Origin of the sequence: Bifidobacterium apis (genome assembly GCF_036986835.1) — a bacterium.
GTDB classification, from domain to species: Bacteria; Actinomycetota; Actinomycetes; order Actinomycetales; family Bifidobacteriaceae; genus Bombiscardovia; species Bombiscardovia apis_A.
The window spans coordinates 812,165-829,848 of record NZ_BTXD01000001.1 but is presented as its reverse complement, the minus strand read 5'-3'; the positions used below and the strand labels follow the sequence as shown (position 1 = coordinate 829,848).

Genomic DNA, 17,684 nt, shown 5'->3' with positions numbered 1-17,684 from the left:
CTCATCCCCAAGAGAGCCCGACACTTTCCTCCCGCGCCCCCACCACACTTCTGCAGGCGGGAAGCCGAGGGCAGGCATGCACGCCCTCCTCTCCGCCTGGGAGAGGAGGAAACACGGCCAGGCCGGCCAGGAGGCTCAACAGCCTCCAGCCAGCCTGGCCGCTGTCCATCTCCCTATCCCAGCATAATCGCGCAAACAGCAGCTTCATCCCCCAGCATTCAACCTTGCTCGCCTTCACCCACAGCCAACCCTCGACGGGCCATGCTGTGAAAGTTGCGGTATCGTTACCGCACTGATATAACTGAAGGCTGTCAGAACCGTTCGCCTGCCCATGGCGGCGGTCAGGCAACCGCCGAGGTCGGCAGTCCGGCCCGGCGGCCGACCACTTCGACGAAAGGCCATGATGGCGTACGCGACGATCAGGGATGTGGCCCAACGGGCCGGTGTCTCCGTATCGACGGTCTCCCGAGCCCTCAACGACTCCGGGCGCATCTCCCCCGCCACACGACAGCGCATCAACCAGGTCATCCACGACCTGCACTATGTGCCGGACTCCCGGGCCCGATCCATGCACTCCGCCCACTCGCGCACCATCGGCCTGCTCATCCCCGACATCCGCAACTCCTACTTCGCGGACCTGGCCTACCTGATCCAAGGCCAGCTGCTCAACCACGGCTTCCAGACGCTGATCTGCACCTCCACCCAGGGCGACCCCGGCGAGGACCGGGCGCAGGTGCGCAACCTGCTGGGCCAGCACATCGACGGAGCCATCATCGTGCCCGGGCCGCGTTCCTCGCACACCTTGGAGGAACTGACCCGACGCGGACTGCCACTGGTCTGCGTGGACCGTGCCGCCGAGGGTGCCGCCGGACGCGACGGGCGGGCCATCCCCTGCGTGGACGCCGACCCCGAGCCCGGCCTGCGGCAGGCCCTTGAGGATCTGCACGCCCAGGGCCACCGACACATCACCCTAGTGCCCGGGCCCCTCAAGGAATCGGCCACCTTCCGCGAACGCCTGGACATCTACCGGAACCTGCTGGCAGGCATCGAGGGCATGGACGACCCCCTGGCCGACCAGGTAGAGCCCGGCACCTTCGACCCTGACATGATCGACCTCTGGGCCCGGCAGGGAATCACCGGCGTGCTCTTCGGATCCTCCCTGGATGCCATACGCGCCATCAAAACGGCACAGTCCCGGGGAATCGGCATCGGCGAGGACCTGTCCATGATCACCTTCGACGACCTGCCCGTCTTCCGCATCCTGACCCCGGCCGTGTCGACCATCTCCCAGCAGATCGACACCATGGGAACCCGCTGCGTGGACATGCTCCTGGCTCTGATGGCCGGCTCGCCCGTGCGGTCGGTCCGGCTGCAGACCAGCTACCGCCACTGCGCCTCGGTGGGTCGCCCGCCCGCGCACACCGGCCAGGATCCCTGAACCTGTCACAGCGTGATCATCAAGGCGGACAAGCTCATCAAGGAACGGAGAAACATGATGCAAGATATGGCGGCGGTACCCGACCAGGTGCTCAAGGGACTGGATACCATCACGGGGTCCATCTCGGTGGTCGGGTCCATGAATGCGGACTACACCGTCAACACCGACCGGCTTCCCAAGCCCGGCGAGACCATCAACGGGGGTCCCCTGCAGGTGCTGCCCGGGGGCAAGTCGGCCAACCAGGCGGCGACCGCGGCCCGCATCGGCGCCCAGGTCAGGCTCTTCGGGGCCGTGGGATCCGACTCCAACGCCGACTTCCTGCTGGGACAGCTGGGCAACGCCGGGGTGGACGTCTCCCATGTGATGACCGTGCCCGGAGCCAGCGGAACCACAGTCATCACCGTGGATGCGCGCGGCGAGAACACCATCGTCTACTCCCCCGGCTCCAACGGCAAGGTGGATGTGGACTACGCCCACCGCTCCCGCCAGGCCCTGACCTCGGCCAAGGTGCTGGGCCTGTGCCTGGAGAGCCCCATCGAGACGGTCACCGAGGCCGCGCGCATGGGCCACGAGGCCGGCATGACCGTGCTGCTCAACGACTCCCCCTTCCGCGCCGATCTGCCTGCCGACCTGATCGCCAACTCGGACCTGATCCTGGTCAACGAGCATGAGATGGCCCAGCTGCTGGGCATCGACGAGCCCGAAGACGGCGACTGGCTGGGGGCCGACTGGGACCGGATCAACCAGACCATGCGGGACTTCGGCTTCCACCGGGCCATCGTCACCCTGGGCGGCGAGGGGTCCATGGTGCTGGACCAGGGCCGGACCTACCGGATTCACGCCGTGCATGTGGACGCCGTGGACACCACCGGCTGCGGGGACGCCTTCATGGGCACCGTGCTGGCCGGCCTGGCCTCCGATATGACCCTGGTTGAGGCCGCCCAGCTGGCCTCCTATGTCTCCGCCTACGCCGCCACCGGGCAGGGGGCGCAGGCCTCCTACGGCACGGCCGAGCAGATTCGGCTGCGTTTCTCCTGAGACTGGGTGCCCTCCCCTGCGTTGTCAGGCCGACGAACCGTTGCGGAATGCACGACGATTCGTCGGCCTGACTGGTATCTGTGGAATACAGGCTGGATGGATGGATATGGGATGCATACTTGTTGCCGGTTGCCAATTGCCGGTTGCCGGTTGCCGGTTGAGCACAAATGTGGAATCCATATGGAATCCAAACCCATTGCCGACTGAGCGCAAGTCTGCGATCCGCTCTTACTGCCTGCTGAATCCAAGTATGGAATCCGAACTTGTTGCCAGTAAAGCCATCCGAGGATTGGGACCGTGCATTGGGGTACGCATACGTCTCGGCCGTGCATGCTATGCAGAAAGCCATTCCATGTAAGAATGCGCGTACAGCACCATGGCAAGGAACGGTATAGGCCTCCCAAGGCCAAAGCGGCCAGACCGATAAACGGCAATCGCCATCTGCAAAGCCGCCATCTTCCGACTCACCATCCTCCGACTCGCCATTCAGCACCCACCCCCGATCGCGACTGCTCCGGCTTATCCACTTTCGGACAGCCTGGGCCCACATTTGACCACATCATCCCTCGGACCGATGGCACCTCCCTCCGTCCCTGAATAGTGTTGATCCCATGAGCACAGTCAGTCAAACAGCGCAGCGACCAATCACCAGGTCCAATAATCGAATGCTGCTGACTGACGCTCTCTTCGCCATCCTTCTGTTGCTTCTATTGAGTGGCTCCACCGCCAATCTCAAAGATGGGGCCCTGATCCCCTTGCAGGAAAACCTAATCCTGATGTGGACGGTCCTGCTCATAGCTCCTGTCGTTATCCGTCGTCGATTCCCCGACCTGGCAGCCTGGCTCTTCGTTGCTGTGGCTCTGGCTCAGCTTTTGTTGGGGCCAGCCATCATGCCCGCCGATGCAGTCTGCCTGGTTATGGTCTATTCATGTCTGCTCTATGGACGCCCATCCTTGCGTCGACTCTACCTGACCTTGGCCTGGGTCATGACGCCCTTGTCCTGCCTTATCTTCACATTGGTCGATTTGGGGTTTCTGCCTCCGGGCAGAGCACAGCCGGACCGCACCTCAATGTGGCCGATCTCATTCAGAGAACTGGCGACCACCTTCCTATCGAATTTTCTGATCGAAGGGCTTTTACTGCTCGTAGCCATCGTCACAGCCTACTGGACGCGGACCAGGCGAGATGCCCTTGACGAGGCTCGTCAACGCAATCACGCCCTGGCCCTGCAGGCAGAACAGAGCGCCGCCCTGTCCGCCAGTGCTGAGCGGGCCCGCATAGCGCGTGACATGCACGATGTCGTCGCCCACACACTGTCCATCGTCATCGTGCAGGCCGATGCCGGCAGATACGCAGCCACTGCCAATACGAGCCTGGCCCTCAAGACCATGCGCACCATCGATCAAGAGAGCCGTCGAGCCCTACGCGAGCTGAGCTCTCTCTTCGGCAAACTCAAATCACCGACCAACCCAGCGGCCGCAACCAGCCAAAAAACAGCGGATTCCCCTCCCGGCCAGCACCCGTCTTCCCCACCACCAACGGATCCTGCCGACATCCATATCCTTGACCAATCTCAAGCAACTGCCCAAACGAATTCCCCTCGTCAATCCGCGAACGCTCATGATCCGGATCCAGCCGGAACAGATCGCACTCAGCCAAGCCAAGCCAGCGACTATCTTCACACAAGCAAAGAAACTCCAGCTGCTAACACTGCCAAGGCCAACGTTGATACGGCCGACAATGCGTGTATTTGGCCCTCAGGTGCCACCTCTTCAAGCAATCCGCCGACCAGCTACGGATCATGGACAAACTTGATAGATGCCGCCCAACTTGCTCAGCCAGAATCTCAATTCAACCGACGCCTCGAAGGCCGACCCCACCCAGAAAAGTTGGATCGCCGCCGCGCCATAACTGCTTATCGGATCCTTCAAGAAGCCTTGACCAATGTTCGCAAGCATGCCGCTTCGGCTTCGGATGTGCTGATTGAAGAACAGTGGCTCACAGACGGTCTGTGCCTATCCATTGACGACCAACCGCTCGATCATGCCACTACCAATTCAGATTCTCCGCCGCAGATGGACCGACCTGAGCATTCAGGTTTCGGCCTTTTGGGAATGCGCGAACGACTGACTTCCCTGGGAGGCAGCCTCCAAGCTGGTCCCAAGCCAGAGGGCGGTTACCACCTCCAGGCGCGGATTCCTTTTGCTACTCCGCCAAAATCCGACCCTGAAGGAGTAATACATGCCAACCGACAAACGCAATGGTCCTTGCGTTCGATTGTCTCCATGCTCTTCGTTTGGTTTCAACGCCATCCGTTGACGGCCGACCTGGGTCTGGTAATCGGAGTCGTTTTGGTAGAAAATCCAGGTCAAGCTCTTGCCATAGCACCTGTCACTCCCCAATATGATCCAGGCCGGCCAGCAAGAATCATTGCCACACTAGCTATCGCTTTGCCTCTGGTTGTGCGCAGGGTCCGTCCAGGCATTTGCGCCGCCATAGTGGCTGCTGTCGCCGCCCTGCTACTGCTCTTCTCGCCCTGGCTGCCGGAAGCTGCAGTCTTATCCCCAATCGCCGTCTATTCGGCGATGGTTTACGGTAAAAACTCCACCAGGCGCTGGGTCCCGTTCGCGGTCATCACGGATATGGTTTTGTGGGCTGTCAGATGTGCAGTCAATAACCAAGGGTGTCCCACCATTTTGTCCTACATGACAAAAGGACCAGCAGAAGCCTCTTTTTCTGCATCCCATTTAGCGCTTTTCATAGTGATGGCCGCACCGGCCTTGATCTGCCTGCTGACCATTCTGATTGCCTCACGCCGACGCACTCGTGGTTCGGTTCTGCTTCTCCAGCAGGAGCGCGAGCGCGCGCTAAACCAGACCTTGCAGGAAAGCCAGGCTCTGGCAGCCAATCAAGAGCGGGAACTCATCGGCGCCACCATGCAGGTAGAGGTGGCCGCCACACTGAATACAGTCATTGCATCCACCAGCAAGGCCATCGCCGAGTTGAACGATTACCAAGTCAAGGAGGTGGATCCTCCCCCAGAGCAGGTAGCACAAGCCTTCGGCGACATTGCAACCCAAGGACGCCAGGCCCTGGCTCGTATGCGACAACTACTCACAGTCCTGCGTCACAGTTCCAGCACTGATTCGCACTCAAACACTGACACCGCCAATTCCTCAGACGAGAGCCCCAATTCAGACAGGAACCATATGGTCGATCTCACCCACGAGACCGCACCTCTGCCGGCTCTTCACCCCGCCAAACCCCTGCCAGTAGATCTTGACGATCAGCCTGACAACCCTCCGCAACAGTCACAACAGGATAAGGAATCAAAGCGCTTCCAATCGGACCAACCGGACTCCAGACATGAGCGTTCTTGATGGTGTGCACCTCCTATGGCGAGCACACAGGAAATGGATACACAGGAAACGAACACAGCAGGCAATCAGTCCAGCAGAAGAATCGAGCTTTCTATGAATCACGGACCTGAAGATCAGCCCAGGCCAGGAGTCAGTAACCGAAGCGGCTCACTTCACCATCTGGTGGTGGATCCATCAACAGTTATTTCGGTAACAATCACTCAGACAACCATCGCTTAGACAACACTCAATCAGACAACGATTACCTTGGCTACAAATTGAAACCAGTCGCAATTCCTAGCCACACTCGACTCGGATAAAATCGGATGGTGGCGCTGACCATCATCTAGCGGAAAGAAGCAGGAAGTTATGGAACGGACCGAACCCATCAGCGTTGCCATCGTGGATGATCAGGATCTGGTCCGGGCTGGCTTTGCCATGGTCATCGGCTCCCAGGATGACATGACCGTGGTTGGCCAAGGCGCGGACGGCGAGCAAGCAGTGGACCTGGCTTCGCGCCTGCGGCCTGATGTGATCCTCATGGATGTCCGAATGCCCGGCATGGATGGTTTGACAGCCACCCGCCGGATCACTGCTTTGTCGCCTGACCGCCCGGAGCCCAGGGTCATTGTGCTGACCACCTTCGATCTTGACGAATATGTCATGGCCGCTATAAAAGCCGGCGCATCAGGATTTCTGCTCAAGGATACCGAGCCTGAAACCCTCTTGTCCTCCATCCGTACAGTTCACCAGGGCAATGCGATCATCGCCCCTTCGGCTACAAAACGCCTAATCGAACATATGGCCCATGACATGCCTACGACCGGATCCATGCCATCTGGCTCAACCTATCGCGATCCCGAAGCAGACCTGCTCACTGATCGCGAGCTGCAGGTCCTGGTTCACATAGCCCAAGGCCTGAGCAACCAGGAGATTGCCGACAATCTGGGAATCTCACTGCCCACGGTGAAAACCCATGTCACTCACATTCTCCAGAAAATCAATGCCCGCGACCGTGTCCAAGCAGTGGTCTTCGCTTACGAAAACCATCTGGTATGAACCAGGCCATCAGTCAGCATCAATCATCACTGAGCGCCTCAATGGGTGAAACCTTGACTGCCTCCCTGGCTGGCAGCATACTGGCTGCCACCGCAGCCAACAAGGCCACTGGCAGTATCAGCGCAAAAGCCGACCATGGCACGGTGAAGGTCACGGATCCTAATGGCACAAAGACCTGATAGGCTCCTATCCACCCGAATAGCATTCCTAGAACGATTCCAGCCAGACTGGCTCCTAGGGCAATCATGCAGGCTTCGACTCCCAAGGATCGGCGAACCTGGACGCTGCTCATGCCGATTGCTCTGAGCGTGGCGGTTTCACGACGGCGTTCCAGCACCGACATCATCAAAGTGTTGGAGACCCCTATGAGGGCAATGATGACGGCAACGCCCAGCAATGCCACCATGATCGCCAACAAGGAATCGATTCTTTCGCCCCATAGCCTCTTTTGCGTCAGCCCTCCGCTGATAGCCATGTCATCATGCTCTCCGACAGCCTGACGTATGTCATCCAAGAGCAGTGCGGCATCGCGATCTCCTTGCGTCCTGATCCAGATTTCATGCGTCTCGGTGTTTATCCCAGCGACATTCCGGGAGTCCGTGATTGCATAGACGCCACTGGTATCCAGCCCGCTGAATCCTGCAAAGACCCCGGTCAACGTTCTTCTTGCATCTGCCTCTTTTTCATGTTTATCGTCCGCCTGAGAATCGGCTATCGACAACTTCAACTGACTTCCGTTCCGGTAACCGGAATGCTTGGAAATCGTTCTGGTCGATACCAGCAGTGCATCCGACTTTTGCGTATCTGGATCCAGATCGGCATGAAGCACATGCCTGATCCGTGAAGTATCCAAGGCATAGACAGTCATGGAATCTTGTGAGGGGCCTCCTGACTCGACCTTGGTATTGAATCGCTGCACCAGCTCTGCATCCGCGACACCTTTGATCCGCTCAATGGCCCGCACATTATTCTTATTCAGCCCCTGACCAGATATTTCAATATCCAAGGAATAACGCTGATCGATATCCTTGGCCAAGGTCCGTTTAGTGGTTACCGCACCTGTAGCCAGAGTGGAGACCAGGGTTACGCCAATCAGGAGAGCAACACCTGTAGCAGCAACTCGTGAGGGATTTCGAGCGATATTCGCCACTCCAACCCTGCAAGATGGTCCAATCCGGGACACAGGCCTACCCAGGCAACGCAGAAGAGCTGGAATCCAGCGACGCGCACCGGTCAGCGCACCCAGGAAAATCAGCAAAACACCCAATACCGCGAGACCCAGCAAGAGTTCCTGCTGATTAGTGGTCTGGACTGTATCGCCGGTGTTTGTCCTGACTAGCTCCCTGACACGCCAAGAGGACCAGATCACGAACGCTATGCCAATGACCGCCAACAGGATGCTGATCAGCAGACCGGTCCGTTTCCTGCTTCCTTGCTCCTGATAATCCACTGGCTGCAGGGCTTCAAGCGGTCTGACCCTGATAGCCGTACGAGTAGACCCAAAGGCAGCCACCAAGGTTGCCAGAACGCCAAGCGCAAATGGAACCAGAAGGGCAGCAGGAGTAAGCAGAAGTGCAAGCTCCATGGTGCCCGAATGCAAACCAAGGCAACCGGCAAGACCCATCAAGCCCATGGCCAGCAGGATGCCAATCAAGGACGATATGACACCAAGAAGCAGTGCCTGCTGCAGCACGCCTAACCTGATTTGCCGTCGATCCGCACCAATAACCCTCAGCAGGGCCAGATACCTGCGCTGTCTGGCCACCATGATCTGGAAGGTGTTGGCAATCACCAAGGCAGCCACTACCATGGCCAGTACACCGAAAGTCATGAGGAAGACAGTCATGATGTTCACACCATTGCCGGTCTGCTCACTGAGTAGCCTGTCCTCCATTACGCGACGGTCCTCCAGCCGGTATCCGTCGGGAACGTATCGACTGATCTCATGCAGAGTGTTCTGAAGTTCCTTGCCTTGGCCATCAACCTGCAGATAGACGTTTTCCACAGGAGGGGACGCCGGTCCAGCCATTCCCGCCTTAGTCAGCAGACGATCAATTCGGGAACCCGTCAGCACCACAGCTCCGCCGAAGTCGTCGTACTGTCCACCACGGCTCTTGCTGATGCCTGAGATGGTCAAGTCCACAGTGCCTTGGTGAACAAGTCTCTCTTTATTTGAAGAATCCTGAGCACTGTCCTTTTCTGGCAGCATCAACGGGGACAGATGGAGGTGCACCTTATCCCCAAGGCCCGCCCGGAGCCTGTCGGCGACGGAACGTGGGAGTACCACCTGATCGTCTGAATCCGGCCATTGTCCCCGAACAAGATCGATAGGCATGAGCTCCTGGCTGGCACCCATAATCGCCAGAATCCCCTTGCTGGACTGACCGTTTGCTTCCGTATCCACCATGAGGTTGACATCGGGACGCAGACCACGAACCCCCTGCAGTTTCGACAGCCCCCTGCTATCGAACTCGTCGAACAGAATTGGCTTGTCCTGATCCCTTCTGGAGGTCACAGCATAATTGGCTTGGCCGGCATCCATGCTGATCTCGCGACGCATGGAGGCATTCGCCACGTTGCCAAAAAGGAGAGTCAGGCACATAAAGAGGGTGCCGATCACGATGGCCAGACCAGCCGGCATCATCATTCGCGCATCGCGCTTCATCATCGTACGGGTTATCCGCCACACAATGCACCCCTAGTCCTGTACCTGGGAATAGACAGCAGCGCCAGCCGAAACTTGTTCAGCCAGAAGATCGTTCATGGCTTTCACCGTCGGATCCTGTCGGTCGGCAACGATCTGTCCGTCGGCGAAGACCAGCGCACGGTCGGCATAGGATGCGGCATAGGCATCGTGGGTGACCATGATGACTGTCTGATTCAGCTCGCGTACGGAATCGCGCAGGAACTTCAGAACACCAGTGCTTGCGGCCAGGTCCAGGTTCCCAGTCGGTTCGTCCGCGAAGACTAGACCGGGTTTGGTTATCAGAGCTCTGGCGATGGCGACCCGCTGCTGCTGCCCCCCGGATAATTCACCGGGAAGATGATCCAGCCTCTCCGACAAACCCAGCGTCTCTACCAGCTGTTCCATCCACGAGCTGTCAGGCCGAACGCCGTCCAGTACCAGCGGCATGAGGATGTTCTGTTTGGCCGTGAACATAGGCAGCAGGTTGAAGCTCTGGAAGATGAATCCCAGATGCCGCCGCCTGATCAGGGTCAGCTGACGGTCGTCCAGTCGTGTCAGATCGACTCGGCCGGCCTGATCGATCGATGGATGATGACAATGTCTACTCTTCGGGTGCAAAAGATCAGCGGCCATATAGACATGGCCAGAGGTGACAGTATCCAGACCTGCTAGAACGTGCATGAACGTTGACTTGCCCGAACCTGAAGGCCCCATGATGGCCGTGAACCGTCCACGTTCAAAATTCACATCAATTCCGCGTAGGGCATGGACAGCATTCGAACCTTGCCCATAATCCTTGGTCAGCTGCCTGGCGCTGACGGCCGGTGGTCCCGCGACGCCTGGGCCCGCACTGTCGATTAACCCTTGCGAAGACGCGATATCCGCTTTGTGCTGCATGGTGCTCCTTATCCGTCAGGAAGCCTTTCTCCCGTCTGCTTCTGACCCTATGCGGCTATCAGCTGCCGCGATATGGTCCCTAGGAGCGATGAAAACAATCATCCTTACGGATGAGTGCGCTGAAAAACTCTTCCTGTTAGGCTGGCACCATCCAAATCAACGCGGGGCGGCGGGGATGGACATCTGGGAGATGAAGAACACCATGTTCAGCGCAAAAGACGTGAGCCTCAAGACATGCAACCATCGGACCAAGGGATTGCAACAATTGCCCTGATCCCCTTGATTGACTACAGGAATATCAAGGTCCCTTCGCTCAAGCCTGCTCGCTTCCAAGCAGCATCAGTGAAGACGGCATCTGGGGAGACAAATCAATCATTCCGGGCGCCGACCAAGGCGCGCTGGGATAAAGGCTGGTGCTTGTGATGCGCGCTGGTTGCTTGCCGTCATTCCTCAGCAAGAGCCACAACCGGTGGAGTCCGGTTGACACGTCTTGCTGGCAGGACGCTTGCCAGGATCGCCGCTACAAGCGCCACCACCAGAATCACCAGTCCAGTGGACCAGGGAATGGGGAAAGCCACAGTCCCCAGAGAGGAGAAGATCTCATAGGCTGCAGCCCAGCCGAAGAGCAGACCCAGGACCAGGCCAGACAAGGACGACCCCAGGGCTATCAGCCCTGATTCCACAGCCAGGGACCGTCTGATCTGCTTGCGTGTCATCCCAATGGCCCGCAGGGTGGCGGACTCACGCCGGCGTTCCAGCACCGAAAGGGAAAGCGTGTTGGCCACGCCAATCAATGCGATGGCAACTGCCACCGCCAGCAGGGCCAGGATAATCATGAGCAGGTTGTCGATGGTCCGGTCCCACTGTTGCTTCTCAGCCAGCCCGCCCTTCACAGAAACAGCCGAATACCCAGAAAGCGCACTCTTCACCTTGTCTATGAACGCCGAGACTGTTGGCGAACCATCGACCTTGGCCCAGATCTGCACGGTCTGAGGCTGAGCGCCATTGAGCGATGATGAGTCAGTCAGGCCATATAAGTCACTGGCATCAATCCCCTGGAAGGGCGCGTAGACACTGGTCACGAAGAGTCTTTGAGCCACCGTTGCGGATCCGCCTTGAGCGTCGCCTTGAATCGGGTTGAGTATATTGAGCCCTAGGTTCCCGCCGTCATGAAAATCCTTCTGCTTGTCCATGAGGCTTTTGGGAAGCAGCAGGGCATCTTGTCCAGAAAAATCCTGGCCGACCTTGGCATTCAGGAGGCGATCGATCATGTTCGAATCCAGGGCGAAAATAGTCATTCCTGCGCCGTTCTCGCCGCCTGATTTGACCATGGCAGCATATTGGGGCACCAGTTCTGCCTGCGCGACCCCGTCGATTTGTCGAATGGCGTTCAAAGCCTTGGTATCCAGGCCATCGGCGCTGATCTGCAGATCGACCGAGTAGTGCTCATCCATCATGTCGTCCATGGTCTGCTTGGCGCTGGCGGCGCCTGTAGTCAGGGTGGCGACCAGCGTTACGCCGATCAGGAGGGCGGTACCTGTTGCCGCCACACGGGAATGATTCCGTGCAATGTTAGCCACGGCGATTGTGGACGAGGGCCCAATCCGCGAAACCAGGGACCCGACTCCCTTGAGCATGAAAGGAATCCAACGATTGGCACTGAGAAGGATACCTAGGAAGGCAAGGACGATGCCGATGACGGCCATCACGGCAACAATGTTGGGTCCATCTCCAGATACCTTGCTGGCCTTGTCTGCCGTGACATTGAGCCTGACCTGCCAGAGAGACCAGACCGTCATGGTGATGCCCAGCAGAATCATGACCACGCTGACAAACAGTCGTATTCTGCTCGTCCGCTTGTTCTGCAAAAGATCGGCAGGCCTCAGCGCCTCCAAAGGACTGACCCTGGTGGCGGCCCATGAAGATCCCAGGGAGGCCAAAACCGTAACGACGATGCCGAAAACGAGAGGCACCAGGATAACTGCCGGAGTCAACTTCAATTGGAAGTAGAGGGAACTCGTATGAGCCTTGGCTGCACCCAGAATGGCCATGATGCCGATGGCGGCGCCGACCCCGATCAGGGAGGCCACAGCGCCCAGGATGATGGAACGCATCAGGACGCTGGCCCTGACCTGGCTCTTATTGGCGCCAATCGTCCTCAGGAGGGCCAGGTAGCGACGTTGCCGAGCGACCATGACCTGGAAGGTGTTGGCTATGACGGTGGCAGCCACGAACATGGCCAGCATGCCGAATACCAGAAGAAAGGTGGTCACGGGGTTTTGGGAACCGCCGAGCGCGGTCTTGACCAGTCGGTCCTCCATAGTGTGACGGTCTTCAAGGGAATAGCCGGAAGGCATGAGCTTGCGCAAAGAGGCCAGACTCCCATCGAGGTCGCTGCCCGGCCCGCCAACATTCAGGTAGATGTTCTGGGCATACAGGTTACCCATGTTGCCAAGACCTGCTGTCGTCATCAAGGCATCTATGGTCTTGGGGGTCAGCACGATTGCGCCGCCCGATTCGCCAAACCTGTCGCCCTCGTTGCCCTGGTTCGCACTGATACCCGACAAGGTCAGCGGCCTCGATACGAACCTACCCGCAACCTGGTCAGCGCTGGCTTGCCCTTTCGGCCCAAGGTCCTCAGAAATATACAGCATGTTAGGCGACAGGTTCAGATTCACCTTGTCACCCAGGGAAAGCTTGAGCCTGGACACAGTCGGCCCGGGTAGGACCACCTGGTCATCAGCACTGGGCCAGGATCCCTTGGACAGACCAACCGGCATCAGCGATGAATCCGCCATAGGAATGGCAATCACGCTCTCGCTCTTGACCATGCCGGCGCGGACATCCACCATGAGCTGGGTGTCTGATCTGACTGCGTGAACGCCTGAGACTTTTGCCAGCTCCTCTGTTTTGAAGTCCTTCACCCTTTTCTGCTCTGAATGGTTGCCTTCCGCTGGGATGATGGCGTAGTTGGCCTGGGCAGCATCGGATGAGACCATACGCCGCATGGAAACATCCATAGTGTTGCCGAAGAGGAAGGTCATGGCGATAAACAGCGTTCCGACGACAATGGCGATGCCGGCGGGAACCATCATGCCCAGGTCATGCCGCATCATTTTTCTAGCAACGAACCACATAAGCGTTCCCTCAGCGATGAGCAGCCGAGTCAGCTGTAGCTGTAGAGGCCATGACTTCCTCGGAGAGCAGGGCGTTCATGGAATCCATAGTGGGTCTGTCCTGGTCTGCCACGATTCGCCCATCCGCAAATACCAAAGCCCGGTCGGCAAAGGAGGCCGCAAAGACATCATGCGTGACCATGATGATGGTCTGCCCCAACTCGCGGACCGAATCCCGCAAGAAGCTGAGCACTTCGGTCGAAGAGGCCGTGTCCAGGTTTCCGGTGGGTTCGTCTGCAAAGACAATGGAAGGCTTGGTGATGAGGGCCCTGGCGATGGCCACACGCTGCTGCTGACCGCCAGAAAGCTCGCTGGGTCGGTGACTCAGCCTCTCCTCCAAGCCCAGGGTCTTGGCCAAAACGTCCAACCAGGCTGTGTCTGGCTTGGCCCCATCCAGGATCAGAGGCATGAGGATGTTCTGCTTGGCCGTAAACATGGGCAGGAGGTTGAAACTCTGGAAAATGAAGCCCAGACTCTGGCGCCTCAAGAGGGTCAGCTGATTGTCGTTGAGCTTGGTCAGGTCGACCACTCCCCTCCGCCCTCCTTGACGACGGGCTCGCCTGCCCTTCACACCGGCGGCATCGGTCCCGTTCAGGTAGACATGTCCGGAGGTAACGGTGTCCAAGCCGGCCAAGGTATGCATGAGGGTGGACTTGCCCGACCCGGAAGGACCCATGATGACCGTGAACCTGCCCCGTTCGAATTCGACATCAACGCCCCGCAGGGCATGGACCAGGTTCTCCCCACTACCATAGTCCTTGGTCAGTCCCTTGGCCTTGATGGCCACCTGAGCTATCTGCCTCGGTTTCCCCGCACCGGACGACGGATCGGAAGACGCCCTCGTCTTTGCTCCATGTTTCATGCTTCCATCTTACCTACCGCAATATTGCCACCTCACTGGTCAGGTGCTGTCTGCCACTGGAGAAGGAAGGGGAGGCATATGCAAAGGCGCCCATCGAAACGTAATGAGGTTTCGACAGGCACCTTCTGCTTCTGTGCCTTCTCGGTCATATATCGCGCAGATATGGCACCAAGAAGGAAGTTTAATTGCTGGCTACTTGGCCAGTCCGGACTCCTTCAATGCCTGGAAGGCACCCTTGAGGTCGTCCAGAATGTCCTCGATGTTCTCTGTGCCGATGGAGAGCCTGATGGTACCGGGATGGATGGCCTGATCCTCCAGCTCCTCCGGTGTCTCCTGAGAGTGGGTGGTCGATGCCGGGTGGATGGCCAGCGACTTCACATCAGCCACGTTGGCCAGGAGGGAGAAGAGATGCAGGTTGTTGATGAAGACCCTGGCCGCATCCTTGCCGCCCTTCAGATCGAAGGTGAAGATGGAGCCAGCGCCGTTGGGGAAGTAGCGCTTGTAGAGCTCGTGGTCGGGACGGCCCTCGATGGCCGGGTGGCTGACCGACTCCACCTCCGGCACGGTCTGCAGGTAATCCACCACCTTCAAGGCGTTCTCAACGTGGCGCTCAACCCTCAGCGAGAGCGTCTCGGTCCCCTGCAGGAGGAGGAAGGCTGCAAAGGGCGAGATGACGGCGCCGGTGTCACGCAGGAGAATGGCGCGAATGCGGGTGACGAAGGCCGCAGCCCCCAGATCCTGGTAGAAGCGCAGACCGTGGTAGCTGGGGTCGGGTTCAGTCAAGGTGGGGAACTTGCCGGGCACTGCCGCCCAGTCGAACCGGCCGCCTTCCACGACGACCCCGCCCAGGGTGGTGCCATGGCCGCCGATGAACTTGGTGGCCGATTCCACGACGATGTCAGCTCCGTGCTCCAGCGGCCGGAACAGGTAAGGAGTGGCGAAGGTGTTGTCGACAATCACCGGCAGGTTGTGGTCATGGGCGATCTTGGAGATGGCCTCAAAGTCGGGCAGGTCCGCATTGGGGTTGCCGAAGGTCTCGAAGAATACCAGCTTGGTGTTCTCCTGGATGGCCGGCTCGAAGTTGGACGGATCCGAAGGATCCACGAAGGTGGTCTCGACACCATCACGGGGCAGGGTGTGCTTGAGGAGGTTGAAGGTTCCGCCGTAGATGTTCTTGGATGACACGATATGGTCCCCGGTCTGGGTGATGTTCCGGAAGGCATACTCCACAGCGGCTGCTCCCGAGGCCACGGCCAAACCGGCGGTACCGTTCTCCAGGGCGGCGATCCTGTCCTCGAAGACCCCCTGGGTGGAGTTGGTCAGACGTCCGTAGATGTTGCCAGGGTCCTTCAACGCGAATCGGGCCTCGGCGTGGTCGAAGTCGTGGAAGACGTAGCTGGTGGTGGCGTAGATGGGCACGGCCCGGGAATCAGTGGCGGGGTCGGCCTGCTCCTGACCCACGTGGAGCTGAAGCGTCTCGAAATGGTACTTGTGCGGGTTCTGGTCGGTCATGTCGATTCCTATCTGTTGGTGACGTGCGTCCTCTTCCAAGTTCTTGAATGTGACCATAAGCGGCACAAGCCCCTCTGTTCAAGCCAGAATGGACTTTTCGGTATCGTCCTTTTTTATAACAGCTTCCAGAAGGTTGGAAGCAGGCCTTTTCCGTCTCGACATTGCACACGCGGAGGTACCCGTTTAACCCCTTCGCTGTAGAGTCAAGTAAGCAACGGAGAAGGCTCCGCTGCGAACAGCCTCAGCAGGCATGAAGGAGTTCAAAAGATGGCCGGACAGACGGACGATCAGAACAGGCTCTACCAGCGCGACAGCAAGTACATCCCCCGAGTCGCCGCTGTGCATGACATGTGCGGGTATGGCAAGTGCTCGCTGACGGCCGCCATCCCCATCCTTTCGGCTGCCGGATGCGACGTTTGCCCGGTACCCACGGCCCTGTTCAGCGCACACACCATGTTCAAGGACTACACCTTCCACGACACCACCGAGATGCTGCCGGGATACCTGGATGCCTGGCAGAAGGAGGGCGTCGAGCTGGACGGGATCTACAGCGGGTTCCTGGGCAGCGCCGAGCAGGTCGACATCATCCAGCGCATGTATCGGGAATACCCCAGGGCCCTGCGGCTGGTCGACCCGGTCATGGGCGACGGCGGATCCATGTACCCCACCTACACCGAGGAGATGTGCCGGGCCGTGACCAATCTGGTCGATGGAGCCGACCTGCTCATGCCCAACCTGACCGAGGTCAGTCTGCTGACCGGCATCGACTACGAAGGCCAGGACCTCGACGACGCCCAGGTTGGCCAGCGTCTGGGCCGCCTGCTGGACATGGGCGCGAAAAATGTCATCATCAAGGGCATCGACCGGAAGGATGGCAAGCTGCGCAACTTCGTGGCCTCAGCGGATCATGGCGGAGTCAGCGAGCGCACCGAACTGGTCCACGACAAGCTGCCCTTCATGATCCATGGAACCGGCGATGCCTTCGCCTCCAGCCTCTGCGGGGCGCTCTTTGCGGGGCGAGGACTGGCCGATGCCGCCCGGATCGCCGGCGAATTCGTCCGCTCGGCCATGCAGCACACACGCAATCAGCCCGACTATCAGCAGCGCGGGGTCAGCTTCGAGCTGGATCTGGGGCAGATGACTGCTCTGATGCAGGAGCAGTGAGCCCGAGGCCGGTGAAAATCGCCTAAGAGTCCGGGCATTTGTCAAGAGCGGAAGACAAGGGTGGACAAATGGAACCCAGACCGCCCCAATCACCGCATTCCTTTCAGACAAATACTCGGCTGACAAGGTGATCAATCAGTCATAAGGATAGTTGACCACAGCAGGCCGGAAGGCGTTGCCAGCGAATCCGCCGGCGATGTCTTCCGGCCTCTCTTATCTCTTTGCTTCTGGTCCTTTTGACTGCCTGTTGCCCCGCTCCCCTGGTTTATTTGCTTTACCTGGTATCACTCGTTTCTATTCCCATGGTTTCTGTTTCCTAAGTTCCGCTTGACTTAGTCCCGCTTTGCTTGGTTTCTGTCCACCTTGGTTTTTGTTTCGGTCCTTCTTGCCTCTGCCGCCTCTGCCTGATGCAGAGATGAGTGCGATAGCTACAGCATCAGCATCGTCAATCCACTCGTTCATCCACTTTCGTGCATGCGCTGGTTCATTCGAC

At 58.7% G+C, this 17,684-nt stretch carries 12 protein-coding genes and 1 pseudogene; 7 read left to right on the top strand and 6 right to left on the bottom strand.

Annotated features, from left to right (window positions below; genetic code table 11):
* Positions 1–400: 400 nt before the first annotated feature.
* The 3 genes and pseudogenes from AACP62_RS03400 to AACP62_RS08350 form a co-directional block, all read left to right on the top strand.
* Positions 401–1,438: a LacI family DNA-binding transcriptional regulator gene (locus tag AACP62_RS03400; RefSeq protein WP_339346309.1), complete on the top strand. Its 1,038-nt coding sequence runs from the start codon at positions 401–403 to the stop codon at positions 1,436–1,438.
* Positions 1,439–1,492: 54 nt separating this feature from the next.
* Positions 1,493–2,476, top strand: coding sequence for a ribokinase (locus AACP62_RS03395; protein ID WP_425332899.1), 984 nt, complete (start codon positions 1,493–1,495; stop codon positions 2,474–2,476).
* Positions 2,477–3,087: 611 nt separating this feature from the next.
* Positions 3,088–3,417 (top strand): annotated as a pseudogene (locus tag AACP62_RS08350) (DUF7134 domain-containing protein); the annotation flags it as partial.
* A 23-nt stretch (positions 3,418–3,440) separates the two neighbouring features.
* On the opposite strand, the gene AACP62_RS03390 reads toward AACP62_RS08350, so the two are convergent.
* Positions 3,441–3,629 (bottom strand): hypothetical protein, encoded by a 189-nt coding sequence (locus tag AACP62_RS03390; RefSeq protein ID WP_339346545.1) that lies wholly within the window; start codon positions 3,627–3,629, stop codon positions 3,441–3,443.
* Here AACP62_RS03390 and AACP62_RS03385 point away from each other — a divergent pair.
* Together AACP62_RS03385 and AACP62_RS03380 are read left to right on the top strand one after the other, a co-directional pair.
* Positions 3,547–5,856 carry a sensor histidine kinase gene (locus AACP62_RS03385; RefSeq protein ID WP_339346534.1) on the top strand — a complete coding sequence of 770 codons (2,310 nt, stop codon included), beginning with the start codon at positions 3,547–3,549 and terminating at the stop codon, positions 5,854–5,856. The two genes, AACP62_RS03390 and AACP62_RS03385, sit on opposite strands and share 83 nt — an antisense overlap.
* Positions 5,857–6,204: 348 nt before the next feature.
* Complete coding sequence (locus AACP62_RS03380; RefSeq protein WP_339346308.1) at positions 6,205–6,894, top strand: response regulator; 690 nt, start codon at positions 6,205–6,207, stop codon at positions 6,892–6,894.
* Positions 6,895–6,913: 19 nt separating this feature from the next.
* Here the strand turns inward: AACP62_RS03380 and AACP62_RS03375 are convergent, their stop codons facing one another.
* Together AACP62_RS03375 and AACP62_RS03370 are read right to left on the bottom strand one after the other, a co-directional pair.
* A complete protein-coding gene (locus AACP62_RS03375; protein ID WP_339346306.1) occupies positions 6,914–9,562 on the bottom strand; it encodes an ABC transporter permease in 2,649 nt (882 codons plus the stop codon).
* Between the two features lie 30 nt (positions 9,563–9,592).
* A complete protein-coding gene (locus AACP62_RS03370; RefSeq protein WP_339346304.1) occupies positions 9,593–10,477 on the bottom strand; it encodes an ABC transporter ATP-binding protein in 885 nt (294 codons plus the stop codon).
* Positions 10,478–10,565: 88 nt separating this feature from the next.
* Here AACP62_RS03370 and AACP62_RS03365 point away from each other — a divergent pair, with 88 nt between their 5' ends.
* Positions 10,566–10,751, top strand: a complete 186-nt coding sequence (locus AACP62_RS03365; RefSeq protein ID WP_339346302.1) for a hypothetical protein — start codon at positions 10,566–10,568, stop codon at positions 10,749–10,751.
* Between the two features lie 169 nt (positions 10,752–10,920).
* Here AACP62_RS03365 and AACP62_RS03360 read toward each other — a convergent pair whose 3' ends face one another.
* The 3 genes from AACP62_RS03360 to AACP62_RS03350 all read right to left on the bottom strand — a co-directional run bounded on the left by AACP62_RS03360 (position 10,921) and on the right by AACP62_RS03350 (position 16,027).
* Positions 10,921–13,614, bottom strand: coding sequence for an ABC transporter permease (locus AACP62_RS03360; protein ID WP_339346301.1), 2,694 nt, complete (start codon positions 13,612–13,614; stop codon positions 10,921–10,923).
* 10 nt (positions 13,615–13,624) lie between these two features.
* Positions 13,625–14,515 (bottom strand): ABC transporter ATP-binding protein, encoded by an 891-nt coding sequence (locus AACP62_RS03355; protein WP_232349507.1) that lies wholly within the window; start codon positions 14,513–14,515, stop codon positions 13,625–13,627.
* Positions 14,516–14,707: 192 nt separating this feature from the next.
* A complete protein-coding gene (locus AACP62_RS03350; RefSeq protein WP_339346533.1) occupies positions 14,708–16,027 on the bottom strand; it encodes an O-acetylhomoserine aminocarboxypropyltransferase/cysteine synthase family protein in 1,320 nt (439 codons plus the stop codon).
* A 267-nt stretch (positions 16,028–16,294) separates the two neighbouring features.
* Between AACP62_RS03350 and AACP62_RS03345 the strand changes: the two genes are divergently transcribed.
* On the top strand, positions 16,295–17,191 hold the full coding sequence (locus AACP62_RS03345) for a pyridoxamine kinase (RefSeq protein WP_339346299.1): 897 nt from the start codon (positions 16,295–16,297) through the stop codon (positions 17,189–17,191).
* The last annotated feature ends 493 nt before the right edge of the window (positions 17,192–17,684 follow it).